Below are 23,984 nucleotides of genomic sequence, written 5' to 3'. Positions count from 1 at the left end.
GAGGAGTCCCGATGCCCCAGCAGCCCGCTCTGCTTCCCACGTCTGACCAGCCGACGCGGGAGGTCTCGCGTCGCTCGATCCTCAAGCTCGCCTCGCTGGCCGGCGCCGGAGCGCTCTTCGCTCCCGCGCTCGCCGCCTGCGCCGGGCCCAAGTCCGCCACCACCGCGAGCACTGCCGGGGCAGGGGCCGCGGGGGGCACACTGAGCATCGTGCTCAACCGCAACCTGGTCAGCCTCGACAACAAGCTGAACCAGTACGACGCGGCCGTCACCGTGCAGCGCGCTGTGCGTGAGGCCCTGACGAAGATCGGCGACAAGCTGACCCCCGAGCTCGTCCTCGCCGAGTCGTTCGAGCAGACCAAGCCCACCGAGTGGACGGTCAAGCTGCGCAACGACATCCACTACTCCGACAAGTCGAAGGTCACGGTCGAGGACGTCGAGACCGCGCTCAGGCTCTACTTCGAGGTCAAGGCCGGCTACGTCGCCTCGCAGTTCCCCGAGCAGCCGACCTTCACCAAGGTCGACGACACGACCTTCACCCTGACGACCAAGAGCCCCGTCGTCTCGCTCAACTCGCTGATGTCCAACATCCTCATCACGCCGGCCAAGGACAACAAGGCCGAGGAGCTCGGCACCGGCCTCGGCACCGGACCGTTCACCATCGCGAGTGCCGACTCCGGCACCGGCACCTACCGCCTCGTGCGCAACGACAACTACTGGGGCACGCCGGCCAAGCTCGAGACGGTCAACGTCGGCTACCAGGAGGAGGAGGGCGCGCGCGTCATCGCCATCACCTCCGGCCAGACCGACGTCATCGACACCATCACGCCCGAGTCCGCGACGTCGCTCAAGACGAACGCCGACATCGACGTCATCGAGACCCCGGGCACGCGCCTGATCCACCTCTTCTACAACTTCCGCAAGCCGGCCGGCAGCCCGCTCGCCAACCCCAAGGTGCGCGAGGCGCTCACCTACGCCGTCGACCACGAGTCGCTGATCAAGGCGCTCATGAACGGCCAGGTCAACTCGGCCGAGGGTGTCGTCCCGACGACCCTCGCGGGCTTCGCGAAGACCGGTGAATACACGTACGACCCTGCCAAGGCCAAGCAGATGCTCGCCGACAACGGCGCGTCCGGGCTCAAGGTGCGGATCATCTGGGAGGACTCCGAGTTCGCCGGTGCCTCGCGCGTGCTCGAGGCCATCTCGCAGATGTTCGCGGCCGTCGGTGTCACCGCCGAGCTGAAGATGATCCCCAAGGGCGGCGAGATCAACGCCTGGCGTCGCGGCGAGGCCGGTGACTGGGACATCCTCGCCAACGGCTACGGCAACCAGACCGGGCTCGCGCTGACCAACCTGCAGGGCCAGTACGGCGGCACGGCGGAGAAGGAGAAGACGCGCGACACCTACCACGGCTTCGTCGTCCCCGAGATCACCGCCCTGCTCGACCAGGCCGCCGCCGAGAGCGACGAGGCCAAGCGCAACGACCTGCTCAAGCAGGCCCAGGAGAAGATCTGGGCGCAGTGGCCCGCAGTGTGGGCCTGGACGCCGAACAACGTCCTCGCCAAGCGCAAGCGCGTCCAGAACCTCAACCTCCGGGCGACGAACTCCTACGACCTCGCCGCCGTGACCGTCTCCGGCTGATCCCAGCCGACCAGACCAAGGTGATCCCATGCTCACGTACGTCCTCAAACGAGTCGGCCAGACGGTCCTGACGGCCTTCCTGGCCGTGGCGACCGTGTTCGTCCTGCTCCGCATGGCCCCGGGCGACCCCGCGGCCAACTATGCGCCGCCGAACCCCAGCTCGGAACAGCTCGAGGCGATCCGCCAGCAGTTCGGGCTCGACCAGCCGATCCCCGTGCAGTTCTGGACGTTCCTGCAACACCTGTTCCAGGGCGACGTCGGCACGTCGTTCTTCTTCAAGCGCCCCGCGCTCGACGTCGTCCTGGAACGCCTGCCCTACACGATCACCCTCGCGGTCGCGGCGATCGTCGTCACGTCGGTCGTCGCGATCCCGTTGGGGGTGTGGATGGCGCGCCGCAACAACACGGCTCCCGAGCTGGGGGCCAACATCGGCACCATCGCCGGTCAGTCGATGCCGGACTTCTGGATCGGTTTCGTGCTGCTCATCCTCTTCGCCGTGAACCTCCACTGGTTCGCACCGTCGGGGTTCGACTCGGCCGCCTCGATCATCCTGCCGACCCTCACGATCGCGATCCTCCAGATCGCGCTCATCTCCCGGCTCGTGCGCCGGGAGATGGTCGTCAACCTCGCGTCGCCCTACCTGACCGTCGCCCGGTCCCGCGGCGTGTCCGAGCGTGCGCTGACCTGGCGCTACGCCTTCGCCAACGCCGCCCTGCCGGTCGTGACCGCGCTGGGCACCCGCTTCGCGGCGATGCTCAACGGCGTCGTCATCGTGGAGGTCGTCTTCAACTGGCCGGGCGTCGGCGAGCTCGTCGTCAACGCGCTCAAGCAGCGCGACTTCCCGCTGATCCAGGCGACCGTCCTCGTCACCGTGCTGCTGGCGCTCGCCGTGCAGCTGCTCGTGGACCTGCTCTACCCGCTCATGGACCCGCGGGTCCGACTCGGAGAGGCCAGCTCATGACCACCTCGACGAACCTGCCCGGCCACCCGCAGGTGCCGAACCTCGCCGAGGTCCCCGGCTCCATCCTCGGCCGCGAGTCGGCCGTGACGAAGGTGCTGCTGCGCCGGTCGGCGGCGGCCCGCCGGGCCCGCTACAGCACCGTGAAGATCTGGGTCGGGGCGATCTGCGCCGGTGTCGTCGTCATCCCCGTGGTCCTGGCCAACGTCCTCCCGCTGCCCGACCCGATCGTCGGTCGGCTGAGCGAGTCGTCGCTGCCACCGTTCAGCGCGGGCCACCTGCTCGGCACCGACCCCAACGGACGCGACCTCCTCACGCGCATCCTCCACGGCGGCCAGACCTCCCTCGTCATCGGCTTCCTCGCGATCTTCGTCTCGGGGCTCTTCGGCATCGTCGCCGGCGCCGCGGCCGGCTACTTCGGCGGCTGGGTCGACACGATCATCTCGCGACTGCTCGAGGCGCAGATGGCACTGCCGCTGCTGCTCATGCTGCTCCTCGTCGTCGCGCTCTTCGGCCCGTCGATCCCCGTCATCACGCTGGTCATCGCCTTCGCCCAGTGGCCCGAGCCGGCGCGCATCACCCGCGCCCTCGTGCTCGTCGAGCGGGAGAAGCCGTACGTCGCGGCCGCGCGGGTGCTCGGGCTGCCGAAGCTCTCGATCCTCAGCCGGCACGTCGTCCCCAACATCCTCCAGCAGGTGCTCGTCGTCGTGCTCCTGCTGCTCGCCCAGGCCGTGCTGCTCGAGAGCGCCCTGTCGTTCCTCGGAGCGGGCGTCCAGCGGCCGTACCCCACGTGGGGCGGCATCATCTCCGACGGACGCGAGCTCTTCGTCACCGGCAAGCCCTGGCTCGTCACCGTGCCCGGCGTGGCCATCGCGCTGCTCGTCGTCGGCGTCAACCTCGTCGGAGACGGCCTGCGCGACCGGGTGCGCCGCGCGAAGGGAGACCAGACATGAGAGTCCTCGAGGTCACGGACCTGCAGGTCGAGCTGCTGACCGGGACGAGCGTCGTGCGCGCCGTCGACGGCGTCACTTTCTACATCGACCAGGGCGAGACGGTGACGATCATCGGCGAGTCCGGCTCGGGCAAGTCGACGACGGCGATGGCGATCCTGCGCCTGCTGCCCGACGACCTCGCGGTCATCTCGGGCGAGGCCCGCATCGGCGGCCAGGACGTCACGGGCAGCCGGAAGGTCATCGACAAGCTCCGTGGCCGGGCCGTGGCGCTCATCCCGCAGGACCCCATGACGGCCCTCAACCCGATCCGCACCATCGGCCGGCAGATGACCGAAGCCGTCCGGATCAAGTATCCCGACCTCGGCCGGGCCGAGGCGAAGGCACGGGCGCTGTCGCTCATGGAGCAGGTGCACATCCGCAACCCCGCCAAGCAGTTCGACGCCTACCCGCACCAGCTCTCGGGCGGCATGCTCCAGCGCGTCCTCATCGCGATGGCGGTCTCGACCGACGCCGACCTCATCGTCGCCGACGAGCCGACGAGCGCGCTCGACGTCACGGTGCAGGCGGGCATCCTCGACCTGCTCCTCGAGCTGCAGGAGCAGACGGGCATCGCGCTGCTGCTCATCACCCACGACCTCGGCGTGGCGAGGCTCATGAGCGACCGCGTCCACGTCATGAAGGCAGGCGCCTTCGTCGAGGGCGGCCCGGTGACCGACGTCGTCGACCACCCCCAGCACCCCTACACCCAGAAGCTGCTCGGAGCGATCCCCGAGCTCGGTCCCTGGGAGGACCCGGGCGCCAGCGAGCCGCTCGTCAAGGAGGCCAGCCATGGCTGAGGACCTGCTCACCGTCAGCAACCTCGTCGTCGAGTACGGCACCGGCAAGGACGTCTTCCGCGCCGTCGACGACGTGTCCTTCAGCGTCCCGCGCGGCGGCACCCTCGCCATCGTGGGGGAGTCCGGCTGCGGCAAGTCGACGATCGCCAAGGCGCTCGTCCGGCTGCTGACGCCGACCTCCGGTGTCATCGACCTCGACGGCACCGACCTCGCCCGGCTCTCCGAGAAGCAGCTGCGCCCGATCCGCCACCGGGTGCAGATGGTCTTCCAGGACCCGTACGGCTCGCTCGACCCCCACCTGACGGCGCAGGAGATCGTCGCCGAGCCGATCCGGGTGCGCGGGGAGAAGTCGCGCAAGGCCCAGCGCGACAAGGCGGCCGCGCTCATCGAGCGGGTCGGACTGCCGCGCACGGCCCTCGAACGCAAGCCCCCCGAGTTCTCCGGCGGGCAGCGCCAGCGCATCGGCATCGCCCGGGCGCTCGCGTCCGGTCCGGAGCTGCTCGTCTGCGACGAGGCGACGAGTGCGCTCGACGTCTCCGTCCAGGCACAGGTCCTCGAGCTGCTCGCCGACATCCAGGCCGAGACGGGCCTGACCTACCTCTTCATCTCGCACAACCTCGGCGTCGTCCGTGCCATCTCGCAGGACACGGTCGTCATGCGCGCCGGCCGGATCGTCGAGAGCGGGCGCACCGACGACCTCCTCTCGCGGCCGCAGGAGGAGTACACCCAGCGCCTGCGCCGCTCCGCGCTCGAGCCGGGGCTCATGACCGGCATCAAGCCGCGTCACCTCATCCGCCACATCGCCGCCTCCCGCACGGCCGAGACCGAGAAGGCCTCATGACGACCGCAGCCCTCCCGACCACCGACCTGCCGGGTCTCGACCGACCGCTCTCGCGACTCGTCCTCGGGACCATGACGTTCGGCGACACCGTCGACGTCGACACGGCCCGCACCATGGTCGACACCGCGCTCGACGCCGGCATCACCTCGATCGACACCGCCAACGGGTATGCCGCCGGGCGCAGTGAGGAGATGCTCGCCGAGATCCTCGTCGGCCGGCGTGACGCCGCGACGATCGCGACCAAGGCCGGCATCTACCCCGGTGACGCGGGTGACGCACCGCTCCTCTCGGCCGCGGGACTGCGGGCCTCGCTCGAGGCCAGCCTGCGCCGGCTGCGCACCGACCACGTCGACGTCTACTACCTCCACCAGCCCGACCGCTCGGTGCCGATCGACGAGACCGTCGCTGCCCTGGGCGAGTTCGTCAAGGAGGGCACGGTCCGCGCGATCGGTGTCTCGAACTTCTCGGCCTGGCAGATCGGCGACGTCTTCGCGGCGTGCGACGCCCTCGGCACGCCACGACCGATCCTGGCCGAGCAGCTCTACAACCTCGTCGCCCGTCGCATCGAGGCGGAGTACTCCGAGTTCGCGACGAGCAAGGGCCTGGCGACCATCGTCTACAACCCGCTCGGCGGCGGCCTGCTCACCGGTCGCCACTCCTTCACCGAGTCGCCGGGCGAGGGGCGCTTCGGCTCGTCGGCACTCGCGGCGATGTACAAGGACCGCTACTGGAACGCCGAGACGTTCGCGGTCATCGAGGCCCTCGGCGCCATCGCGTCGGAGGCCGGCATCACCCTCCCCGAGCTGTCGCTGCGCTGGCTGCTGAGCAAGCCGGTCGTGACGTCGGTGCTGCTCGGGGGATCCAAACCACACCAGTTGGAGGCCAACATCACTGCTGCACAAGCCGGTCCGCTCCCCGACGACGTCATCACCGCGTGCGACGAGGCGGGCCTGGCGATCGCCGGATCCATGCCGGGGTACAACCGATGAGCGGCGGGGGCACCGCGATGGAACGCAGCCGCGAGCGGGTGCTCGACTACGCCCGGCGGGTCCGGGCCCGCGAGACGATCCTCGGCTACTGGGTCATCATCGACTCCCCGGCGTCGACGGAGCGGCTCGCCCGTCTCGGCTACGACTACGTCTGCTTTGACGCCCAGCACGGTCTGCTCGACTACAAGGGCATCCTCGCCGGCATGACGGCCATCGACGCGGGCGGCGAGTCCGTCGGCATGGTCCGGGTCGGCGCCAACGACCCCTTCCTCATCGGGCAGGCCCTCGACTCAGGCGCAGCCGGCATCATCGTGCCCCTCGTCAACACGGCCGAGGACGCGGCCCGCGCGGTGTCGTTCGCGAAGTACCCGCCGCTGGGCATCCGCTCCTACGGCCCGATGCGGTCGCAGCTGCGGATCGGCCCGAACCCGGCAGACTCCAACGCGGCGACCGTCGTGCTCGCCATGATCGAGACGCCCCAGGGCCTCGAGAACGTCGAGGCCATCGCGGCGACACCGGGGATCGACGGGCTCTATATCGGGCCCTCCGACCTGCGCATCGCCGTGGGTGGGGCGACGTCGACCGACCCCGCCGTCGACGAGGCCTTCGAGGCCGCTGTCGACCGGATCCTGAGCGCTGCCAAGGCTGCCGGCATCGCCGCCGGCTTCCACACGCCGAGTGGTGAGGTCGCCGCCAAGCGCCTCGGCCAGGGCTTCACCCTCGCCACCGTCTCGTCCGACCTCATCCACCTCGAGCAGGCCGCGACGGCCCACCTCAAGGCGGCGCGGGGAGAGTCGTGAGCGTCTCCAGTGCGTCCGCCGAGGTGCTCCCGACCGACGGCGTGCTGCGCCCGCGCGACGGAGGCGGCCACACGGCATACCTCCCCACCCCGACGGTGCAGTGCCACGCCGCCAACCTCGCGTGGCTGCCGAACGGCGACCTCGCGTGCGTGTGGTTCGGCGGCACCCAGGAGGGCGTCAGCGACATCACCGCCTACCTCAGTCGTATGCCGTCCGGCGCGGACACCTGGCTCCCCCCGGTGCCGCTGAGCGACGACCCGACGCGGTCGGAGCAGAACCCGGTCCTGTTCACGGCACCCGACGGCGACGTCTGGCTGCTCTACACCGCGCAGCTCGCCGGCAACCAGGACACGTCGGAGGTGCGCCGCCGCGTGTCGCGCGACGGCGGGGACACGTGGGAGGAGCCGACGGTGCTGCTCCCGGCGACCGAGGACGGTGGGGTCTTCGTGCGCCAACCGCCCGTCGTGATCGCCGGCGGCCGCGTCCTGCTGCCCGTCTTCAACTGTGTCACCGTGCCCGGCGAGAAGTGGGTCGGCAACGAGGACACGTCGAGCGTGTGGTGGAGCGACGACGGTGGCGCGAGCTGGTCCGAAGCTCCGGTGCCCGGCTCGCTCGGCTGCGTGCACATGAACATCGTTCAGCGACAAGATGGTTCGCTCTGGGCCTGCTTCCGGAGCCGCTGGGCCGACCACGTGTGGGAGACGACGTCGACCGACGCCGGTCTGACGTGGGCCGAGCCGACTCCGACCGCGCTGCCCAACAACAACTCTTCGCTCCAGGCCGTCGCCGTCGGTGGCGGCGAGGTCGCGCTCGTCTTCAACCGGAGCTCGGCGCTCGACGCCACCGAACGCCGGGTGTCCCTCTATGACGAGATCGACGACGAGGGTGTCGTCGACGGACTCGACGGTCCGGTCGTCGCGGAGCCGGCGCCCGAGGCGGCCGAGGCCGCAGGTCGACGGACGGCGTTCTGGGGCGCACCGAGGGCGCCCATGACGCTGGGCCTCAGCCCCGACGACGGGCGCAGCTGGCCCGTGCAGGTGGATCTCGAGACCGGCGACGGCTACTGCATGTCCAACAACTCACGTGACGGGCTCAACCGCGAGCTGTCCTATCCCTCGGTGCTGCCGGGCCCGGACGGTGACCTGCACGTGGCCTACACCTACCACCGGCGTGCCATCAAGCACGTGCACCTGCCCGCCGACGTCGTCGACCGCCTCCGCCGGGGCCCATCCCGGTGACAGCGCCGACGCGGCCCGAGCCGGCCGCCACCCCACCCGACGGGTGCGCGACACGCACCGCGGTCGTCACGGGGGCCAGCTCGGGCATCGGTCTCGCCATCGCCCACGACCTCGTCGGTGCCGGGTGGCACGTCCTCGGGCTCAGCCGCTCGCGCGGTGCGCTGTCGGACGCCGCCACGTGGGTGCCGTGCGACCTGGCCGACGTGATCTCGGCCGACGAGGCCGTGCGCGCGGTGCGTGGGACCGCGATCGGCGGCGTGGACGCCATCGTCCACGCCGCCGGTCTGCAGTACTCCGCCGGCGTCGGCGACCTGCGGCCCGAGCAGGGAGAGCGCATGTGGGCCGTGCACGTGCGCGGCGCCGAGCTCGTCGTGGGCGGGCTCATCGGCGTCCTCGGCGACGGGGGCCGGGTCGTCCTCGTCGGCAGCCGCACCATGACAGGGGTCCCCGGCAAGAGCCAGTACGCCGCGACGAAGGCCGCCCTCGCGGCCATGGCGCGGGCCTGGGCGTCGGAGCTCGCCCCGCGACGGATCACCGTCAACGTCGTCGCGCCGGGGCCGACGCGGACGGCGATGCTCGGCGACCCCAACCGGGCGTCGGTGCCACCCGTCGTGCCGCCCCTCGGCCGGCTCGTCGAGCCGTCGGAGGTCGCGGCCCTGACCCGCTTCCTGCTCGAGCCGACCGGCGCGATGGTGACGGGTCAGACCATCGTCATGTGCGGGGGCGCGTCCCTGCCGTGAGCCGCGCCGGCGCGTGGGGCGGACGTCCGCGGGTCGCGCACGCGTGCACGTTCCCCGCAGGGGTGCGCGCTGCAACCCGCACCACCGAGGTGAGGGCGCACTCCTGGGGAGAGGCCGCACTCGCCGCGCGTCCGCAGATCGCGCGCCCCGGGCATATGCCGCGTGGCTGGGTCCGGCTGGTGGGTCCGGCCGGGGCTGCGAGAGCTCAGGCGGTGACGTTCTCGAGGACGACGGCGAGTCCCTGACCGACGCCGATGCAGATGCACGCGACGCCCCAGCGACCCCCGGAGCGCTGCAGGTCGCGCGCCAGTGTGCCGAGGATGCGGCCGCCCGAGGCTCCCAGTGGGTGGCCGATGGCGATGGCCCCGCCGTGCCGGTTGACGATGTCGGGGTCGATGTCCCAGGCGTCGACGCAGGCGAGCGACTGCGCGGCGAAGGCCTCGTTGAGCTCGACGGCCGACACGTCGGCCCACGTGATGCCGGCACGGGAGAGGGCTCGCTCGGCGGCCTCGACGGGCGCGAAGCCGAAGTACTGCGGGTCGAGGGCGCTCGCGCCGCGACCGGCGATGCGTGCGATCGGGGCGAGCCCGAGGCGCTCCTGGGCGCCGGCACTACCGAGCAGCACCGCGGAGGCGCCGTCGTTGAGCGGCGAGGCGTTGCCGGCGGTGACGGTGCCACCCTCGGTGCGGAACGAGGTGCGCAGCCCGGCGAGGCGCTCGGCCGTCGTGTCGGCGCGGATCGACTCGTCGCGGGCGAGCTCGACACCGGGGACCGGCACGACGAGGTCGTCGTAGAAGCCCTCGGTCCACGCTCCGTCCGCGAGTCGGTGCGACCGCGCGGCGAACGCGTCCTGGCGCTCACGGGTCACGCCGTGCCGCTCGCGCAGCTGCTCGGTGGCCTCACCGAGCGACACCGTCCACTCCGACGGCATCCTCGGGTTGACGAGGCGCCAGCCGAGCGTCGTCGACGAGAGCTCGAGATTGCCCACGGGATAGGGCTTCTCGGTCTTCGGCATGACCCACGGTGCTCGCGTCATGGACTCGACGCCGCCGACGAGCACGACGTCGGCGTCACCCGTCTCGATCTGCCGCGATGCGATGATCGCCGCGTCGAGGCTCGAGCCGCAGAGGCGGTTGACCGTCGTGCCCGGGACGCTCGTCGGCAGGCCGGCGAGCAGGGTCGCCATGCGCGCGACGTTGCGGTTCTCCTCGCCGGCGCCGTTCGCGTTGCCGAAGACGACCTCGTCGACGAGACCGGCGTCGGCGGTGAGGCCGGGGGACCGGTCGACGACCGCGCGCACGACGAGCGCCCCGAGGTCGTCGGGGCGGGTCGCCGCGAGGGCGCCACCGAAGCGGCCGAACGGGGTGCGTACGGCGTCGTAGACGAACGCGTCGTTCACGGTCGTGACTTCCTGTCGGAGCGGACGGCACACAGGGGGCGCACGCCTGTCGTATGCCGTGGCGTCACGCTCGTGGGCCCCGTCGGGCTCGAACCGACGACCGGCGGATTAAAAGTCCGATGCTCTACCGACTGAGCTAGAGGCCCGTGGTCCGACTCGGCGCGTCCGCACCGTTCCGAACCCGCCGTCAGTATGCCCGACCGCCCGACCCCAGCCGAACCCGCGACCCGCCGAGGCGCGATCGTCCGGCCCGGGTGGTCGGGCGCGGGAGTCAGGTGTGGCGGCCGCGCACCCAGTCCTCGAGGGTCCCGTCGACGTGGTCGCGCATCACGAGGGACCACACGAGCACGGAGGCCGCGAACTCCCCGACGGGCGCGGCGGCGGCGACGTCGTCACGCAGGGCCGCGAAGCCGGGACCGTCGGCAGGCCGACGGAAGCGCAGGCGCGGGGAGTCGAGCACCACCGCGCGGGCGCTCTCGGGGAGGCTCTCGAGGGTGGCCGGTCGGGCCGCGGCCACGGCGCGTCGCGCGCGGATCGCCCTCACCCGGAGCAGGCCGCCGATCGTCACGCCGACGGCGGCGGCGGCCAGAACGACCGCCAGACCCAGCCCGAGGTCGGACTCGCCGACCGGCCAGCGCCACGCCACGACGGCGGCCCCGGCCGCGAGCCCGAGCGCGACCGCGAAGGGCCAGGCGAGGCGCCCCCAGGCCGCGTCCCGCTCGAGCCGCTCCTGCTCGTAGTACCGCGAGGCCCACTCGCGCACGGCGAAGACCGGGAAGCCGGACGCGGCCTGCGGCGCCGCCTCGCCCGCGGACGGCGGAGTCGTCGGCCCCGTCATCCGGTGCGTGGGCCCACGTCGCACCGCGTCGGTGCTGTGCGCTTCTCGTTGCTCGCGCATCGGACCCCTGTCTGCTTTGTCACGATTCGTGACCTTCAGCGTAACGAGGGATCGCGTCGGACGTGGGACCTCCACGCCGGGCCGGCTCCGCGACTCCGTGGCGCCAGCGCCGTCGGAGCGCGTCAGGCGCCGGTGTCGGGCCGGTCCGGTCCCGCTGCGGCGGCCGGACTCTCGACGGGGCCGAGGGTTGCCCGCAGCTCGCGTCTGGCGGAGTCGATGTTGGCGCGACGGGCCCGGAACTGGTCGGGGTCGGCGGTGGGGGCGGTCGCGAGGTCGGCGCCGACGGCCTCCACGAGGCCCCGCAGGAGCCCCCGGATGTCGGTGGCTCGTTCGGCGCGGGCTCCGTCCGGCGCCTCCGTGGCGAGGGTGTGGAAGGCTTCGTCGATCTCCAGCAGTCGGGGCTGGGCGGCCGTCCAGATCGGCAGCGCCTCGGCGGCACTCCGCCGCTCGAGGACCTGGGTGGTGAGCGAGTCCTCGACCCAGGACGCCTCCTTCTCCGCGGCAGCCAGTCGGTCGTCCCAGGCTTGGAGCTCCGCCTGTGCCTGGCGCCGCCGGATCAGGAACCAGGCGAGGGCGCCGAGCAGGAGGAGCAGCAGCAGCCACGGCCACCAGGTCGTCCCCTGCTCCGAGGTGGGCGCCGCCGGCGCGGCCTCGGTCGGGGTCGGCGTGGGGGACTCGCTCTCCGATGGTGTCTCGGTCACCGTGGCCGTCTCGGTCCGGGTCACCGTGGCCGTCTGGGTCCTCGTCTCCGTCTGCGTCTGGGTCTGGGTCTGGGTCTGGGTCTGGGTCTGAGTCTGCGTCTGGGTCACGGTCTGGGTCTCGGCCGGGACGGTCCGGGTCGGCAGCTCCGGGAGCGTGACGGCCGGCGCGCTGGAGGTCGGCGCGCTGGAGGTCGGCGCTTCTGCCGGCGCGCTGGCCGCCGGCTCGCTCGCGGAGGGCAGCGCCGAGCGGCTGATGCTCGGCAGCGTCGTCGGCAGGGTCACCGACCCGCTGCCGGAGCACGCGGCGAGAACCGCGATCACGACGAGGGTGGCCAACGCGCTGACCAGGGCAGGAATGCGTCTCATGGCCGATTGTCCGCGCACGACCTATGGCGCAGGCGTCACCCGCGCGGGGTGAGATGGCGCCAGCCCGCGGTGGTCACGGGTGCGCGCTCCGAACGGGACGGCATACGGACTCGGTGGGTATGGTGCAGACGTCAACGACTGAGCAGGAGGACCGCATGAGCCTGGACCGACCGGTCGCCCCGAACCCGTACGACCTGCTGCCGCAGGTGCCCTCCTTCACGGTGACGAGCACCGACGTCGCCGACGGGCAGCCCCTCGAGGACGAGCAGGTGGCCGCCGAGGGCAACACGTCACCGCAGCTGTCGTGGAGCGGTGCGCCGGAAGGGACGCAGAGCTACGTCGTGACCTGCTTCGACCCTGATGCCCCCACCCCGTCGGGCTTCTGGCACTGGGTGCTGGTCGACGTGCCCGCCGACGTCACCTCGCTCGACACGGGTGCGGCGTCGGCAGCCTTGCCGGGCAAGGCATTCCACGTGCGCAACGACGGTGGTGAGGCGGCCTTCATGGGCGCAGCCCCGCCCGAGGGAGACATGCCGCACCGCTACTTCTTCGTCGTCCACGCCGTCTCGGAGCCCGCGCTCGGCGTCGACGACTCGGCGTCACCGGCCGTCGTCTCGTTCAACCTCGCCTTCAAGACGCTCGCCCGAGCCGTCATCCACGGCACCTACCAGCACTGACGCCCAGCGGCGCCGGACGACGGCGCAGCCCGCACCGCCGTCGTCTGCGGTGCGGGCTGCGTGCTGCGTACTCCGGGACCGGGAGGTCCGCCCGTCAGGCGCTCATGAGCTCCGCGGACTCGAGGTGGCCGCGCAGCTCGGCGAGGACCCGACGCAGCAGCCGGCTCACCTGCATGGCGCTGAGGCCCATGGTCTGGGCGATCTCGGCCTGCGTCATGTCGTGTGCGAAGCGCAGCTCGACGATCTCCTGGTCGCGCGGGGGCAGCCGCTTGAGCGCTGTCCGCACGACGATCCCGTCGTCAAGGCTCGGGTCCGAGTGGTGCTCCGCGCGGGCGTCGACGAGGTCGAGAACCGGACGGCCGCCCTCGGTCGTGGTGGCGTCGAGCGAGGCCGGCCGAAGGTTTGTCGAGGCGACCTGCGCCTCCTTGACCTGCTCGAGGGTCAGCTCGAGAGCCGTGGCGAGGTCGTCCTGGGTGGGCTCGTGCCCGAGCGTCTGCTCGAGGCGCGTGCGGGCGTCGGTGACGAGCTGGCGCCGCTCCTGCAGGCCGCGCGGGGGCCGGACGAGCCAGCCGTGGTCGCGGAAGTGGCGGCGCAGCTCACCGGTGATGGTGGGCGTCGCGTAGGCGCCGAACTCGGTCGCCTGGGAGAGGTCGAAACGCTGGATCGCCTTGAGCAGAGCGAGGAATGCGACCTGTTCGAGGTCATCCCGGTCGAGGCCCTTCCCGGCGTAGCGGTGGGCGAGGGACCGGGCCAGTGGCATGTGCAGCCGGGTCACCGTCTCGAGGGCCTGCGCCTTCTCGGTCTCGGAGTGCGAGGTGCGGACGGTGGTGATGAGGTCACGGGTGCGGGCGTCCTTGCGGGGACCGCGCGAAGGGTCGGTCATGTCTGCTCCATCCAGGGATGTGGGTGGCGGCGCTTGCTTGACCGACGTGAGGAACCTTAGACAAAGTCTCAACATTGCACAAGGGCTGAACAGATCAGCCCGGCCGGACCGGGCGGGGCAGACCCTCAGGCGGGGCGGTGGAGCACGGCTCCCTCGGGCGTCACGACGAGCTCTCCGTCCCCGATATCGGTGACCGTGCCGTCGACGAGGAGCGACCGGTCGCCGGCCTCCCGCGGCGGGAAGACGAACGTGACGCCGCGGTGCTCGCCGACGAGGCGCGTGGCCGTCGAGCCGATGCGGTCGACGAGCAGACGGTCGCCGTCGAGGCGTGGCCGCACCCCGAGCACGTGCGGCCGCTCCTCGCCGAGACACACGAGGAACGCGTAGTCGTGGTGCCCCATTGCCTCGCCCAGCTCCGACAGCTCCACCTTGACGCTCATGACGACCTCCACCGTCCGGGTCCGCGCCCAGGTGGCGCGGACGACTCACCTCATCGTCCACCTGCGCTGTGCGAGGGTGTGGGTATGCGCGTGGCGTTGATGGTGACCTGCCTCAACGACGCGATGTTCCCGGACGCCGGCAAGGCCGTCGTGACGCTGCTGCGCCGTCTGGGCGTCGACGTCGAGTTCCCCGCGGCCCAGACCTGTTGCGGCCAGCCGATGGTCAACACGGGCTACCTCGACGAGGCCGTCCCGGTCGTGCGCACCTTCGTGCGGGCGTTCGAGGGCTACGACGCGATCGTCACGCCGTCCGGGTCCTGCGCCGGTTCTGCCCGCCACCAGCACTCGATCGTCGCGCGCCGTTCGGGCGACGAGGGCCTCGTGGCCGCCGTCGCCGAGATCTCGCCGCGGGTGCGTGAGCTGTCCGAGTTCCTCGTCGACGACCTCGGGGTGGACGACGTCGGCGCCTCCTTCCCGCACTCCGTCACGTACCACCCGACGTGCCACTCGCTGCGGATGCTCAACGTCGGTGACCGCCCCGAGCGGTTGCTGCGCGCGGTGCGCGGCCTCCGGCTCCTCGACCTCCCGCTGGCCGAGGAGTGCTGCGGCTTCGGAGGCACCTTCGCGCTCAAGAACGCCGACACCTCCGTCGCCATGGGCGCCGACAAGGCTCGGCACGTGCGTGAGTCGGGAGCAGAGGTCCTCGTCGCCGGCGACAGCTCGTGCCTCATGCACATCGGTGGCCTGCTGACGCGGCAACGAGCCGGGGTCCGCGTCATGCACCTCGCCGAGGTGCTCGCCTCGACGGAGGGCGTGACGCACGGGGGCGCCCGATGAGCCGCACCTTCGTCGGTATGCCGCCGTTCCCCACCGCCGCTCGCGCCGCCCTCGCCGACACGCAGCTGCGGGCCAACCTCGCCCACGCGACGACGACGATCCGGGCCAAGCGCGCGGCCGTCGTCGCCGAGGTCGACGACTGGGAGGCGCTGCGCCTCCGGGCCGCCGCGATCAAGGACGACGTCCTGCTCCACCTCGACGAGCACCTCGTCCGGCTCGAGGAGTCACTCACCGCACGAGGCGCCAGCGTGCACTGGGCACGCACCGCCGAGGAGGCGTCCGAGGTCGTGGCGCAGGTCGCCCGGGCCCACGGGGTCGACGAGGTGGTCAAGGTCAAGTCGATGGCGACGCAGGAGGTCGAGCTCAACGAGTACCTTGCGGCACAAGGGATCTCGGCGTGGGAGACCGACCTCGCCGAGCTCATCGTCCAGCTGGGCGACGACCTCCCGAGCCACATCCTCGTGCCCGCCATCCACCGCAACCGAGCAGAGATCCGCGCCGTCTTCGAGCGCGAGATGGGCCGCGTCGGCCGGGCCGCCCCGGCCGACCTCACCGACGACCCGGCCCGCCTGGCCGAGGCGGCCCGCCTGCACCTGCGCGAGAAGTTCCTCCGCGCGAAGGTCGGCGTCAGCGGCGCCAACTTCGCCGTCGCCGACTCGGGCACCCTCGTCGTCGTCGAGTCCGAGGGCAACGGCCGCATGTGCCTGACCCTCCCCGAGGTGCTCGTGTCGGTCGTCGGCATCGAGAAGGTCGTCCCCACGTGGACCGACCTCGACGTCTTCCTCACCCTGCTGCCGCGCTCGTCGACGGGGGAGCGGATGAACCCCTACACCTCGACGTGGTCCGGGGTGACGCCCGGCGACGGGCCGCAGGAGGTCCACGTCGTCCTCCTCGACAACGGCCGCACGCGCGCGCTCGCCGACGAGGTCGGCCGCCAGGCGCTGCGCTGCATCCGGTGCTCCGCCTGCCTCAACGTGTGCCCTGTCTACGAGCGCACCGGCGGCCACGCCTACGGCTCCGTCTACCCCGGCCCCATCGGCGCCATCCTCAACCCGCTCCTCAAGGGCGTCGGCCACGACGACCAGACCGACTCCCTGCCGTATGCCTCGTCGCTCTGCGGTGCGTGCTTCGAGGCGTGCCCCGTGCGGATCGACATCCCCAGCGTCCTCGTCGACCTGCGAGCCCAGGTCGTCGACACCCACCGGTCGGGGGTCCCCAAGCCCGAAGCCCTTGCCATGCGCGCGGCCGCCGCAACCTTCGGGTCCGGGGAGCGTCTCGCCGCAGCCGAGCGTGCCTCGGGCCTGGCCGGTCGAGCCCACGACGCGATCTCGCGGATCGCTCGTCGTGACAGGCGCGCCGGTGGCCGACGGCTCCTCGGTCGCCTGCCCGGCCCCGGCGCCGCATGGACCGACGCGCGCGACCTGCCCGCGCCGCCCGCGGAGTCGTTCCGCGCCTGGTGGAAGCGCACCGACGGCGGCAGGCGGTGAGCGCCCGCGACGAGATCCTCGGTGCGGTCCGCGACGCCATCGCGTCGGCGCGGCGTCCCGTCGACGTCCCGGCGCTCGACCGGCCCGAGCGCGACGGTGACGTCGACCTCTTCGCCGATCGGGTGGCCGACTATCGCGCCACCGTCGTGCGGTGCGGCCCGGACGGTGTCGACGCCGCCATCGAGGCAGCCCTTCCCGAGGGCGCCACCGTCGTCGTCCCCGACGGGATGCCGTATGCCGTCCCCGGCGCGGTCCCGGACGCGGCCCTCAGCGCGGCGGACCTCGACGCGACGACGGCCGTGGTCACCACGGCGACCGTCGCGATCGCGACGACGGGGACGATCGTCCTCTCGCACGGGCCGGGGGAGGGGCGGCGGGTGCTGACGCTGGTGCCCGACCTCCACGTCTGTGTCGTCCGCGCCGACCAGGTCGTCGACGACGTCCCGGCCGCCTTCAGGCGACTCGACCCGTCACGCCCGACGACGTGGATCAGCGGGCCCTCGGCGACGAGCGACATCGAGCTGAGCCGCGTCGAGGGCGTCCATGGCCCGCGCACCCTCCACGTCGTCCTCGTCAGCGGGGCAGACGGCATGCTCCCGGCTGACGGTGTCAGCTGACGCGGGTCAGCTTGTAGTGCAGGCGAACCGCGGTGGCCGACCACATCCTCAGCTCGTGGTCGGTGCGGAGAACGCCCTCGCCGTCGACGTAGACGCGGAAGCGCTCGTGGACGGGCGCCCGCGAGGCGTGGGCGCGGCGGTCGTCGGTGACCAGGACGTACGCGCCGTCGCTGCCGAACGGCCCCGGGGGCGAGTCCAGCTGCAGCGACCCGTCCGGGAGGGCCGTGGGGCGCAGGAACACCTGCACGTTGCCGGCCTCGAGCGGGAAGGTCACGTGGACGCTCGGGCGGTCGGCGCCCGGCAGCACCCGGCTCGCGTAGCACCCGCTGTAGACGTACTCGCCGGTCGAGCGCAACGAGCGGATCCAGCCGGCGGCCCGCTGCCGACCGCTGTCGTCGGAGATGACGGCGACCCGGCTGTCCATCCCGTGGGCGACGTCGAGGGGGCGCATGGGCAGCGCCAGCTGCTGGACGCGTCGACCGAAGAAGCGCGACACGAGCTCGCCGCCGGGCTGGAAGGCCGCGGTCCACTGCGTCCACACCTCCATCCGCCAGCGCGACGTGTGCTCGTAGAAGTCGCGGACGTCGGGATGCAGGGCTGCGGCGCGGAAGCCCGGCCCGTCGAGCACGCCCAGGTCGGGGAGCAGGCCGGCGCCGTCGACGTCCTCGCGCACCTCGCCGCCCCACCGTGCCGCGGCGCTCGCCAGCCACGCGTCGCCGACGACGGCACCGTCGTGGACCGGCGCGTCCAGCCAGGCCTGCGCGCCCGCCAGCTCGACGGCCGCCCCGTCGTGCGCCAGAACGTGCGGGTGACGCGGTCGAGGCGCGGCATGAGGGAGCTCACGAGCGCAGCGTGCCAGACCGGCGCCGTGGGTGCCGGGGGTTAGCCTGCTGGGATGAGTGAGAGCGACCACCGCGCCCCCAGGCGGCCCGCCTTCTTCAGCGAGGCGGCCCTCGAGGCGCACGGTCCTGCCTACGACCCCACCGAGCAGATCCACGTCGCCCACGAGACGGCCCTCGCGCTCGTCCACGCCGGACGCGCGGCGTCCGACCCCGCCGTGACGCAGAAGCTCGTCGCACTCGTCGACGACATCGGCCTGTCGACCCTCGCCGAGCTGTGGTCCCAGCGCCCGGCCCGCTCCCTCCCGGGCGCGCTGTGGCGCCTCTACGTGCTCCGTGAATGGGTGCAGCGGGCGCCCGACGAGGCGAGCCGGGAGTATGCCGCCGGCATCCGTTTCACCGGCCCCAACCACGCCGTGGCCGGTGCCGCCGAGCCTCCCGGACCCCAGGAGATGGGTCGCGTCATCGACGAGGTGCTGCGCGGCGTCTTCGAGGGCGACCTCGCCGTCGCACTCGAGCGGGCCTCGGCGTTCTGCCGCGTCGTCTCCGCCGGTCGCGCCGACATCTCGTCGGGCGACGAGTCCGCCGAGCAGGCGGCCAACGTCCTCGTCATGGCCGAGGACCTCACCGTCTGCGCTCGCCTGTGGCGCGCCGACGCGCTCGACTGAGCCGGCGACCGACGGGTCTTGCGCCCGCACCTCTTTGGTGATCCGTTCGGGCGGCTTTATCCTTGACGCGCGTCGGGTCGCGGTAGCCCCGGGTCCCAAATTCAGCCGCTACGAGCGGCCCTGTGCCGAGAGGCGCTCCCGACCCGACGCAACCTCCTCGCCCGAGCACGCTCGGCGTCGGTCCACCGCAAGGGGTCACGCCCCCATCTCGTTTGGGCCTTCGCCCCACCGACCACCAGGCAGACGCCTAGATTGGACCCATGACGCCCGAGGAGGAGCGGTCCGGTGACCTGCTCGATGTCGCACTCGCCGACGAGATCGAGCTCGTGAGCGACCTCGTGGTGGCTGCATCCTCCAGCCCGCGTCACTTCACTCCCGACGAGGTCGACGAGCTCCTCGGCATCCCGGGTGACGTCTCCGGCACCCCGTCGGACGTCCCGCAGACGCCGCCGGCGGAGTGACTCGTTCCCGTCCGCACGCACGACCGGATGCTGCGGCATGCTCCCGGCTCGTCGCCCCGGCCGCAGCCAGGCAGGTCCGGATGAACACCGGATCGACGCCGGGTTGCGCCGGAGTGACTTCTACGCCGTAGCATCTTCCCCGGACCAGACCTCGATCGACCGGAGCGCCCCCGTGGGTTTTCGCCTCACACCCCAGGACACGAGCTTTTTCTCCCTCTTCACCTCTTCCGCCCAACTCCTCGTCGAGGCGACCCGGGAGCTGACCCGCTTCCTCGAGGTGGAGCCCGCCAAGCGGCAGGCGGTGGCTGACCGACTCAAGGACCTCGAGCACGCAGCCGACGACGCGACGCACGAGCTCATCAACAAGGTCAACAGCTCGTTCATCACGCCCTTCGACCGCGAGGACATCCACAACCTCGCCGCGTCGCTCGACGACTGCATGGACTACATCGAGGAGACCGCCGACCTCATCGTGCTCTACCGCATGGGTGAGATCCCCGAGGGTCTTGCCGAGCAGTTCGAGATCCTGGCGCGCATGGCCGAGGTGACCGCCGAGGCGATGCCGCGCCTGCGCTCGATGAAGGACCTCAAGAGCTACTGGATCGAGATCAACCGTCTCGAGAACCAGGCCGACTCCCTCCACCGCAAGATGGTGGCCGCCCTCTTCAACAACTCGCCCGACCCGGTCAACGTGATCAAGGTCAAGGCCATCGTCGACGGCTTCGAGAACGCCGCCGACGCGTTCGAGAAGGTCGCCCACGTGGTCGAGGGCATCGCGGTCAAGGAGTCCTGACCCGCTGATGGACACCACCATCCCCGTCCTCGGGGTCGCTGCGGTCATCGCACTGGCCATGGGCTTCAACTACACCAACGGCTTCCACGACGCTGCCAACGCGATCGCGACCTCGGTCTCGACCCGGGCCCTGACGCCTCGCGTGGCGCTTGCCATGGCCGCCATCGCCAACCTCTTCGGGGCCTTCTTCGGCTCCAAGGTGGCAGCGACCATCGGCTCGGGCATCATCGAGCAGCCCGAGGGCGTCGACGGGCTCTGGCTCGTCGCCGCAGCCCTCATCGGCGCCATCGGCTGGAACCTGCTCACCTGGTGGTTCGGCCTACCCTCGTCCTCGTCGCACGCCCTCATCGGCGGTCTCGCTGGCGCCGCGCTCGTGGCCGGCGTCGCCGTGAAGTGGGCCGTCATCTGGGAGAAGGTCATCATCCCGATGATCGCCTCACCACTCATCGGGCTCGTCGTCGGCTACCTCTTCATGACGGCCATCTTCTGGATCTTCCGCAACGCCAACCCGGGCCGGGTCACGCGCGGCTTCCGTCTGGCGCAGACCGCGTCCGCTGCCGCGATGGCCTTCGGGCACGGCCTCCAGGATGCCGCCAAGACCGCCGGTGTCGTGCTGCTCGCCCTCAACATCTCTGGCTACCACAACAGCACCACCGTCCCGATCTGGGTCCTCGTGCTGTCGGCCCTCGTGATCTCCGCGGGCACGTATGCCGGTGGCTGGCGCATCATGCGCACGCTGGGGCGGCGCATCATCGACCTCACGCCGCCCCAGGGGTTCGCGGCCGAGACGACGGCGGCCTCGATCCTCTACGTCGCGGGTCTCGCACTCGGTGCCCCGATCTCGACGACGCACACCATCACCTCGGCGATCATGGGTGTCGGTGCGACCAAGCGTCTCTCGGCCGTGCGGTGGAGCGTGGCCGGCAACATCGTCGGCGCGTGGGTGCTCACCTTCCCCGGCGCCGGTCTCGTCGCCGTCCTCGCCTGGTACGCCAGCTCGATCTTCCGCTGACCGCCGCGCGCGACCGCGCCCACGGCACACGACCGCGCCCACGGCATACGACAGTGCCCACCTGACCTCGACGGTCAGGTGGGCACTCTCGTGCGTGGACCGGTCCACTGAGCGGGCCGGTGGTCCCGCGGCTCAGCCGAAGCGGCCGGAGATGTAGTCCTCGGTGGCCTGCTCGGTCGGGTTGTTGAAGATCCGCGTCGTGTCGTCGATCTCGACGAGCCGACCCGGCTCCCCGGTGGCCTTGAGGTTGAAGAAGGCCGTGCGGTCGGACACGCGCGCCGCCTGCTGCATGTTGTGCGTGACGATGACGATCGTGAAGTCGTTCTTCAGCTCGTTGACGAGGTCCTCGATGGCGAGCGTCGAGATCGGGTCGAGGGCCGAGCACGGCTCGTCCATGAGGAGCACCTGCGGCTGCACGGCGATCGCCCGGGCGATGCACAGGCGCTGCTGCTGGCCTCCGGAGAGGCCGGCACCCGGCTTGCTCAGGCGGTCCTTGACCTCGGTCCAGAGGTTCGCTCCCTTGAGCGACTGCTCGACGATGCCGTCGAGGGTCTTCTTGTTCTTGACACCGTTGAGCCGCAGGCCCGCCGCGACGTTGTCGTAGATCGACATCGTCGGGAAGGGGTTCGGCCGCTGGAAGACCATGCCGACCGTGCGCCGCACGGTCACGGGGTCCATCGAGCTGGCGTAGAGGTCCTGGTCGTCGAGCATGACCTTGCCCTCGACGCGACCGCCGGGGATCACCTCGTGCATCCGGTTGAGGGTGCGCAGGAAGGTCGACTTGCCGCAGCCGGACGGCCCGATGAAGGCCGTGACGGAACGGGGCTCGACCGTCATCGAGACGCCCTCGACGGCCTTGAAGGAGCCGTAGTAGACGTTGAGGTCGGTGACGTCGATTCGCTTAGCCATCGTTCAGGTATCGCTTTCTCTTACTTCTTGACGGCGCCGAAGTGCGCAATGACACGGCCGATGACGTTGAGGAGCAGGACGAGCAGGATGAGCGTGAGGGCCGCGCCCCACATCCGCTCGGCCGCGGTCGCGAGCGCGAAGTCGCCGCGGTCCTGGTTGATCATCATCGGCAGCGTCGGGAAGTTGCCGTTGAACAGGTCGCGCTGGAAGTTCTTCGTGTACGGGGCGAGGATCAGCAGTGGCGCCGTCTCACCCATGACGCGGGCGATGCCGAGGAGCACTCCGGTGACGATGCCGGAGAACGCCGTGCGCAGCACGATCTTGACGACCGTGGCCCACTTGGGCACGCCGAGGGCGTACGCCGCCTCCCGCAGCTCGTTGGGCACGAGCTTGAGCATCTCCTCGGTGGACCGCACGATGACCGGGATCATGAGCAGCACGAGCGCGAGCGCAGCGGCGAACCCCGAGCGGCTGAAGCCGAAGGCGGTCACCCACACGGCGTAGATGAACAGCGCCGCGACGATGGACGGGACGCCCGAGAGGATGTCGACCGTGAAGCTGATCGCCTTGGCGAGGCGCCCGCGGCCGTACTCGACGAGGTAGACGGCGGTGAGGATGCCGATGGGCACGGCGATGAGGGCGGTGAAGCCGACCATCTGGAGGGTGCCCTCGATCGCGTGCCGCGCTCCGCCACCGAAGTCGTCGGAGTTGATGTTGCGCTGGTTGCCGGTCCACCACGTCGCCGTCGTGAGCATGTGGAAGCCCTTGGCGACGACCGTGCCGAGGATCCACACGAGCGGGACCATGGCGAGGAAGAAGGCGGCCCACATGACGACCTTGGCGACGACGTCCTTGACGGCGCGAGCCCGGTGGGGGTTGCTCATCTCGGACAGGGCCTCCCGGCCCGAACGGCCGCCGGGTGGCGTCGACGTCTCCCCGGGGACGACCTGGTCGTCGGGGACGCGGCGGTCGGTGGCGGTGCTCATTCGGTGAAGGCCTTCCTGCGCTCGATGACCACGCGGGCGATGCTGTTGACGACGAAGGTCAGCACGAAGAGGACGAGCCCGGCGGCGATGTAGGCACCGGTCTTGTTCGGGTTGCTGAACTCCGAGGCGTTGTTCGCGATCTTCGACGCGAAGGTCTCGCCGCCGTTGAAGAGCGACCACGACCACGGGTTGCCGTCGGCGAGGGCCGACACGAGGAACGTGACGGCGATCGTCTCGCCGAGGGCTCGGCCCAGGGCCAGCATCGACGCGGAGATGACGCCGGGTCGGCCGAAGGGCAGCACGGCTGTGCGGATCATCTCCCACTGGGTCGCGCCCAGCGCGAGAGCGCCCTCCTTGTGGGCCGTCGGCGTCTGGTCGAAGACCTCGCGCGAGAGCGCCGTGACGATGGGCAGGACCATGATGGCGAGGACGACGCCGATGAAGCAGATGGTCCCGCCGCTGATGCCGGTCGGCGCGAAGAGCGGGAACCAGCCGAGCTTGTCCTGGATGAAGGACTGCACCGGCTTGAACACGGGCGCGAAGGCGATGAGGCCCCAGAGGCCGTAGACGATCGAGGGCACGGCGGCGAGCAGGTCGACGAGGCCCGCTGCGGGCCGCCGCATCCACGACGGGGCGTACTGCGTCAGGAAGAGCGCGACCGCGACGCCGACGGGGACCGACAGTGCCATGGCGATCGTCGAGGCGGTCACCGTCGTCCAGAGGAACTCGAGGATGCCGAAGGCGGGCTGATCACCACCCGGCGCCCAGACGCGGCTCGTGAAGAAGTTCGCCGAGTTGTCCATCAGCGCAGGCACGGCCTGGACGATGAGGAAGATCGCGATGAGGGACACGAGGACGATGACGAGGACGCCGGAGACGGTGGCGGCTCCGCCGAAGAGCCGGTCGCCGACGCGACCGGTGGAGGCCTGGTCTGCCTGCAGGGGTCGGCGCCCGTCGGGCCCGGGAGTCTGGTCCGCGGCGGACGCACCCGTCACTGTCGACACGTGGAGGCCTCT

26 protein-coding genes and 1 tRNA gene are annotated in these 23,984 nt (G+C 71.3%); 17 read left to right on the top strand and 10 right to left on the bottom strand.

All coding sequences use genetic code 11. The features are described from left to right. Positions 1–11: 11 nt before the first annotated feature. Genes ASE25_RS02245 through ASE25_RS02205 form a run of 9 tightly spaced genes read left to right on the top strand, consistent with a single transcriptional unit; the run spans position 12 to position 8,995 of the window. Positions 12–1,640 carry an ABC transporter substrate-binding protein gene (locus tag ASE25_RS02245; RefSeq protein WP_056771736.1) on the top strand — a complete coding sequence of 543 codons (1,629 nt, stop codon included), beginning with the start codon at positions 12–14 and terminating at the stop codon, positions 1,638–1,640. A 28-nt stretch (positions 1,641–1,668) separates the two neighbouring features. After that, complete coding sequence (locus tag ASE25_RS02240) at positions 1,669–2,601, top strand: ABC transporter permease (protein ID WP_056771735.1); 933 nt, start codon at positions 1,669–1,671, stop codon at positions 2,599–2,601. Then, entirely contained in the window at positions 2,598–3,551 is a 954-nt protein-coding gene (locus tag ASE25_RS02235) for an ABC transporter permease (protein WP_056822413.1), read from the top strand. Before ASE25_RS02240 ends, ASE25_RS02235 begins: the two co-directional genes overlap by 4 nt. Continuing rightward, positions 3,548–4,387: an ABC transporter ATP-binding protein gene (locus ASE25_RS02230; RefSeq protein WP_056771729.1), complete on the top strand. Its 840-nt coding sequence runs from the start codon at positions 3,548–3,550 to the stop codon at positions 4,385–4,387. The genes ASE25_RS02235 and ASE25_RS02230 overlap by 4 nt, the downstream gene beginning before the upstream one ends. Continuing rightward, positions 4,380–5,228 carry a dipeptide/oligopeptide/nickel ABC transporter ATP-binding protein gene (locus ASE25_RS02225; RefSeq protein ID WP_082619386.1) on the top strand — a complete coding sequence of 283 codons (849 nt, stop codon included), beginning with the start codon at positions 4,380–4,382 and terminating at the stop codon, positions 5,226–5,228. Before ASE25_RS02230 ends, ASE25_RS02225 begins: the two co-directional genes overlap by 8 nt. After that, complete coding sequence (locus ASE25_RS02220; RefSeq protein ID WP_056822410.1) at positions 5,225–6,217, top strand: aldo/keto reductase; 993 nt, start codon at positions 5,225–5,227, stop codon at positions 6,215–6,217. The genes ASE25_RS02225 and ASE25_RS02220 overlap by 4 nt, the downstream gene beginning before the upstream one ends. Continuing rightward, complete coding sequence (locus ASE25_RS02215) at positions 6,214–7,017, top strand: HpcH/HpaI aldolase/citrate lyase family protein (RefSeq protein ID WP_235508502.1); 804 nt, start codon at positions 6,214–6,216, stop codon at positions 7,015–7,017. The genes ASE25_RS02220 and ASE25_RS02215 overlap by 4 nt, the downstream gene beginning before the upstream one ends. Beyond that, positions 7,014–8,255: an exo-alpha-sialidase gene (locus tag ASE25_RS02210; protein ID WP_056822408.1), complete on the top strand. Its 1,242-nt coding sequence runs from the start codon at positions 7,014–7,016 to the stop codon at positions 8,253–8,255. The genes ASE25_RS02215 and ASE25_RS02210 overlap by 4 nt, the downstream gene beginning before the upstream one ends. After that, on the top strand, positions 8,252–8,995 hold the full coding sequence (locus tag ASE25_RS02205) for an SDR family NAD(P)-dependent oxidoreductase (RefSeq protein WP_082619385.1): 744 nt from the start codon (positions 8,252–8,254) through the stop codon (positions 8,993–8,995). Before ASE25_RS02210 ends, ASE25_RS02205 begins: the two co-directional genes overlap by 4 nt. A 205-nt stretch (positions 8,996–9,200) precedes the next feature. Here ASE25_RS02205 and ASE25_RS02200 read toward each other — a convergent pair whose 3' ends face one another. The 4 genes from ASE25_RS02200 to ASE25_RS02185 form a co-directional block, all read right to left on the bottom strand. After that, positions 9,201–10,394, bottom strand: coding sequence for a thiolase family protein (locus tag ASE25_RS02200; RefSeq protein ID WP_056772687.1), 1,194 nt, complete (start codon positions 10,392–10,394; stop codon positions 9,201–9,203). A 73-nt stretch (positions 10,395–10,467) separates the two neighbouring features. After that, positions 10,468–10,540: transfer RNA gene (locus ASE25_RS02195), tRNA-Lys, on the bottom strand. A gap of 125 nt (positions 10,541–10,665) precedes the next feature. Continuing rightward, the gene (locus ASE25_RS02190) at positions 10,666–11,292 is read right to left on the bottom strand and encodes a hypothetical protein (RefSeq protein ID WP_157623292.1); all 627 of its coding nucleotides are present in this window, start codon (positions 11,290–11,292) and stop codon (positions 10,666–10,668) included. Positions 11,293–11,414: 122 nt separating this feature from the next. After that, the gene (locus tag ASE25_RS02185) at positions 11,415–12,359 is read right to left on the bottom strand and encodes an LPXTG cell wall anchor domain-containing protein (protein ID WP_157623291.1); all 945 of its coding nucleotides are present in this window, start codon (positions 12,357–12,359) and stop codon (positions 11,415–11,417) included. Positions 12,360–12,514: 155 nt separating this feature from the next. On the opposite strand from ASE25_RS02185, the gene ASE25_RS02180 reads away from it, so the two are divergent. Continuing rightward, positions 12,515–13,036 carry a YbhB/YbcL family Raf kinase inhibitor-like protein gene (locus ASE25_RS02180; RefSeq protein ID WP_056822401.1) on the top strand — a complete coding sequence of 174 codons (522 nt, stop codon included), beginning with the start codon at positions 12,515–12,517 and terminating at the stop codon, positions 13,034–13,036. 94 nt (positions 13,037–13,130) lie between these two features. Here ASE25_RS02180 and ASE25_RS02175 read toward each other — a convergent pair whose 3' ends face one another. Both ASE25_RS02175 and ASE25_RS02170 read right to left on the bottom strand, forming a co-directional pair. Next, positions 13,131–13,919: a sigma-70 family RNA polymerase sigma factor gene (locus ASE25_RS02175; RefSeq protein ID WP_056771706.1), complete on the bottom strand. Its 789-nt coding sequence runs from the start codon at positions 13,917–13,919 to the stop codon at positions 13,131–13,133. A gap of 125 nt (positions 13,920–14,044) precedes the next feature. Continuing rightward, positions 14,045–14,359 carry a pyridoxamine 5'-phosphate oxidase family protein gene (locus tag ASE25_RS02170; protein ID WP_157623290.1) on the bottom strand — a complete coding sequence of 105 codons (315 nt, stop codon included), beginning with the start codon at positions 14,357–14,359 and terminating at the stop codon, positions 14,045–14,047. A gap of 84 nt (positions 14,360–14,443) precedes the next feature. Here ASE25_RS02170 and ASE25_RS02165 point away from each other — a divergent pair, with 84 nt between their 5' ends. Genes ASE25_RS02165 through ASE25_RS02155 form a run of 3 tightly spaced genes read left to right on the top strand, consistent with a single transcriptional unit; the run spans position 14,444 to position 17,300 of the window. Next, on the top strand, positions 14,444–15,196 hold the full coding sequence (locus ASE25_RS02165) for a (Fe-S)-binding protein (RefSeq protein ID WP_056822399.1): 753 nt from the start codon (positions 14,444–14,446) through the stop codon (positions 15,194–15,196). Beyond that, a complete protein-coding gene (locus tag ASE25_RS02160; protein ID WP_056822397.1) occupies positions 15,193–16,683 on the top strand; it encodes a lactate utilization protein B in 1,491 nt (496 codons plus the stop codon). Before ASE25_RS02165 ends, ASE25_RS02160 begins: the two co-directional genes overlap by 4 nt. Continuing rightward, positions 16,680–17,300: an LUD domain-containing protein gene (locus ASE25_RS02155; protein WP_056822396.1), complete on the top strand. Its 621-nt coding sequence runs from the start codon at positions 16,680–16,682 to the stop codon at positions 17,298–17,300. The genes ASE25_RS02160 and ASE25_RS02155 overlap by 4 nt, the downstream gene beginning before the upstream one ends. On the opposite strand, the gene ASE25_RS02150 is transcribed toward ASE25_RS02155, so the two are convergent. Beyond that, a complete protein-coding gene (locus tag ASE25_RS02150; protein WP_235508501.1) occupies positions 17,293–17,973 on the bottom strand; it encodes a hypothetical protein in 681 nt (226 codons plus the stop codon). The two genes, ASE25_RS02155 and ASE25_RS02150, sit on opposite strands and share 8 nt — an antisense overlap. A gap of 222 nt (positions 17,974–18,195) precedes the next feature. Between ASE25_RS02150 and ASE25_RS02145 the strand changes: the two genes are divergently transcribed. The 4 genes from ASE25_RS02145 (at position 18,196) to ASE25_RS02130 (ending at position 21,073) form a co-directional block, all read left to right on the top strand. Then, a complete protein-coding gene (locus tag ASE25_RS02145) occupies positions 18,196–18,807 on the top strand; it encodes a hypothetical protein (protein WP_056771694.1) in 612 nt (203 codons plus the stop codon). 260 nt (positions 18,808–19,067) lie between these two features. Then, positions 19,068–19,268, top strand: coding sequence for a hypothetical protein (locus ASE25_RS02140; protein ID WP_056822393.1), 201 nt, complete (start codon positions 19,068–19,070; stop codon positions 19,266–19,268). A 172-nt stretch (positions 19,269–19,440) separates the two neighbouring features. After that, entirely contained in the window at positions 19,441–20,061 is a 621-nt protein-coding gene (locus ASE25_RS02135; RefSeq protein WP_056771690.1) for a DUF47 domain-containing protein, read from the top strand. A 7-nt stretch (positions 20,062–20,068) separates the two neighbouring features. After that, positions 20,069–21,073 (top strand): inorganic phosphate transporter, encoded by a 1,005-nt coding sequence (locus tag ASE25_RS02130; RefSeq protein ID WP_056771687.1) that lies wholly within the window; start codon positions 20,069–20,071, stop codon positions 21,071–21,073. Positions 21,074–21,205: 132 nt separating this feature from the next. Here ASE25_RS02130 and pstB read toward each other — a convergent pair whose 3' ends face one another. From pstB to pstC, 3 genes are read right to left on the bottom strand one after another with little or no spacing between them, the layout of a single operon-like run. After that, on the bottom strand, positions 21,206–21,982 hold the full coding sequence (gene pstB / locus ASE25_RS02125; RefSeq protein ID WP_020145738.1) for a phosphate ABC transporter ATP-binding protein PstB: 777 nt from the start codon (positions 21,980–21,982) through the stop codon (positions 21,206–21,208). Positions 21,983–22,002: 20 nt separating this feature from the next. Continuing rightward, positions 22,003–22,968 (bottom strand): phosphate ABC transporter permease PstA, encoded by a 966-nt coding sequence (gene pstA, locus ASE25_RS02120; protein WP_056771680.1) that lies wholly within the window; start codon positions 22,966–22,968, stop codon positions 22,003–22,005. Then, entirely contained in the window at positions 22,965–23,972 is a 1,008-nt protein-coding gene (gene pstC, locus ASE25_RS02115) for a phosphate ABC transporter permease subunit PstC (protein WP_056822391.1), read from the bottom strand. Before pstC ends, pstA begins: the two co-directional genes overlap by 4 nt. Between the last annotated feature and the right edge of the window lie 12 nt (positions 23,973–23,984).

It is taken from the genome of Terrabacter sp. Root85 (genome assembly GCF_001429185.1).
Classification (GTDB): Bacteria; Actinomycetota; Actinomycetes; order Actinomycetales; family Dermatophilaceae; genus Terrabacter.
The sequence above is the reverse complement of the archived record's forward strand: the minus strand, read 5'-3'. Positions and strand labels throughout refer to the sequence as shown.

What these genes read in the sequence shown, in the direction of transcription:
- ASE25_RS02245 (WP_056771736.1), top strand. Translation starts at nt 12, where the DNA reads ATGCCCCAGCAGCCCGCTCTGCTTCCCACGTCTGACCAGCCGACGCGG.
- ASE25_RS02240 (WP_056771735.1), top strand. Translation starts at nt 1,669, where the DNA reads ATGCTCACGTACGTCCTCAAACGAGTCGGCCAGACGGTCCTGACGGCC.
- ASE25_RS02235 (WP_056822413.1), top strand. Translation starts at nt 2,598, where the DNA reads ATGACCACCTCGACGAACCTGCCCGGCCACCCGCAGGTGCCGAACCTC.
- ASE25_RS02230 (WP_056771729.1), top strand. Translation starts at nt 3,548, where the DNA reads ATGAGAGTCCTCGAGGTCACGGACCTGCAGGTCGAGCTGCTGACCGGG.
- ASE25_RS02225 (WP_082619386.1), top strand. Translation starts at nt 4,380, where the DNA reads ATGGCTGAGGACCTGCTCACCGTCAGCAACCTCGTCGTCGAGTACGGC.
- ASE25_RS02220 (WP_056822410.1), top strand. Translation starts at nt 5,225, where the DNA reads ATGACGACCGCAGCCCTCCCGACCACCGACCTGCCGGGTCTCGACCGA.
- ASE25_RS02215 (WP_235508502.1), top strand. Translation starts at nt 6,214, where the DNA reads ATGAGCGGCGGGGGCACCGCGATGGAACGCAGCCGCGAGCGGGTGCTC.
- ASE25_RS02190 (WP_157623292.1), bottom strand. Translation starts at nt 11,292, where the DNA reads ATGCGCGAGCAACGAGAAGCGCACAGCACCGACGCGGTGCGACGTGGG.
- ASE25_RS02185 (WP_157623291.1), bottom strand. Translation starts at nt 12,359, where the DNA reads ATGAGACGCATTCCTGCCCTGGTCAGCGCGTTGGCCACCCTCGTCGTG.
- ASE25_RS02180 (WP_056822401.1), top strand. Translation starts at nt 12,515, where the DNA reads ATGAGCCTGGACCGACCGGTCGCCCCGAACCCGTACGACCTGCTGCCG.
- ASE25_RS02175 (WP_056771706.1), bottom strand. Translation starts at nt 13,919, where the DNA reads ATGACCGACCCTTCGCGCGGTCCCCGCAAGGACGCCCGCACCCGTGAC.
- ASE25_RS02170 (WP_157623290.1), bottom strand. Translation starts at nt 14,359, where the DNA reads ATGAGCGTCAAGGTGGAGCTGTCGGAGCTGGGCGAGGCAATGGGGCAC.
- ASE25_RS02165 (WP_056822399.1), top strand. Translation starts at nt 14,444, where the DNA reads ATGCGCGTGGCGTTGATGGTGACCTGCCTCAACGACGCGATGTTCCCG.
- ASE25_RS02160 (WP_056822397.1), top strand. Translation starts at nt 15,193, where the DNA reads ATGAGCCGCACCTTCGTCGGTATGCCGCCGTTCCCCACCGCCGCTCGC.
- ASE25_RS02145 (WP_056771694.1), top strand. Translation starts at nt 18,196, where the DNA reads ATGAGTGAGAGCGACCACCGCGCCCCCAGGCGGCCCGCCTTCTTCAGC.
- ASE25_RS02140 (WP_056822393.1), top strand. Translation starts at nt 19,068, where the DNA reads ATGACGCCCGAGGAGGAGCGGTCCGGTGACCTGCTCGATGTCGCACTC.
- ASE25_RS02130 (WP_056771687.1), top strand. Translation starts at nt 20,069, where the DNA reads ATGGACACCACCATCCCCGTCCTCGGGGTCGCTGCGGTCATCGCACTG.
- pstB (WP_020145738.1), bottom strand. Translation starts at nt 21,982, where the DNA reads ATGGCTAAGCGAATCGACGTCACCGACCTCAACGTCTACTACGGCTCC.
- pstA (WP_056771680.1), bottom strand. Translation starts at nt 22,968, where the DNA reads ATGAGCACCGCCACCGACCGCCGCGTCCCCGACGACCAGGTCGTCCCC.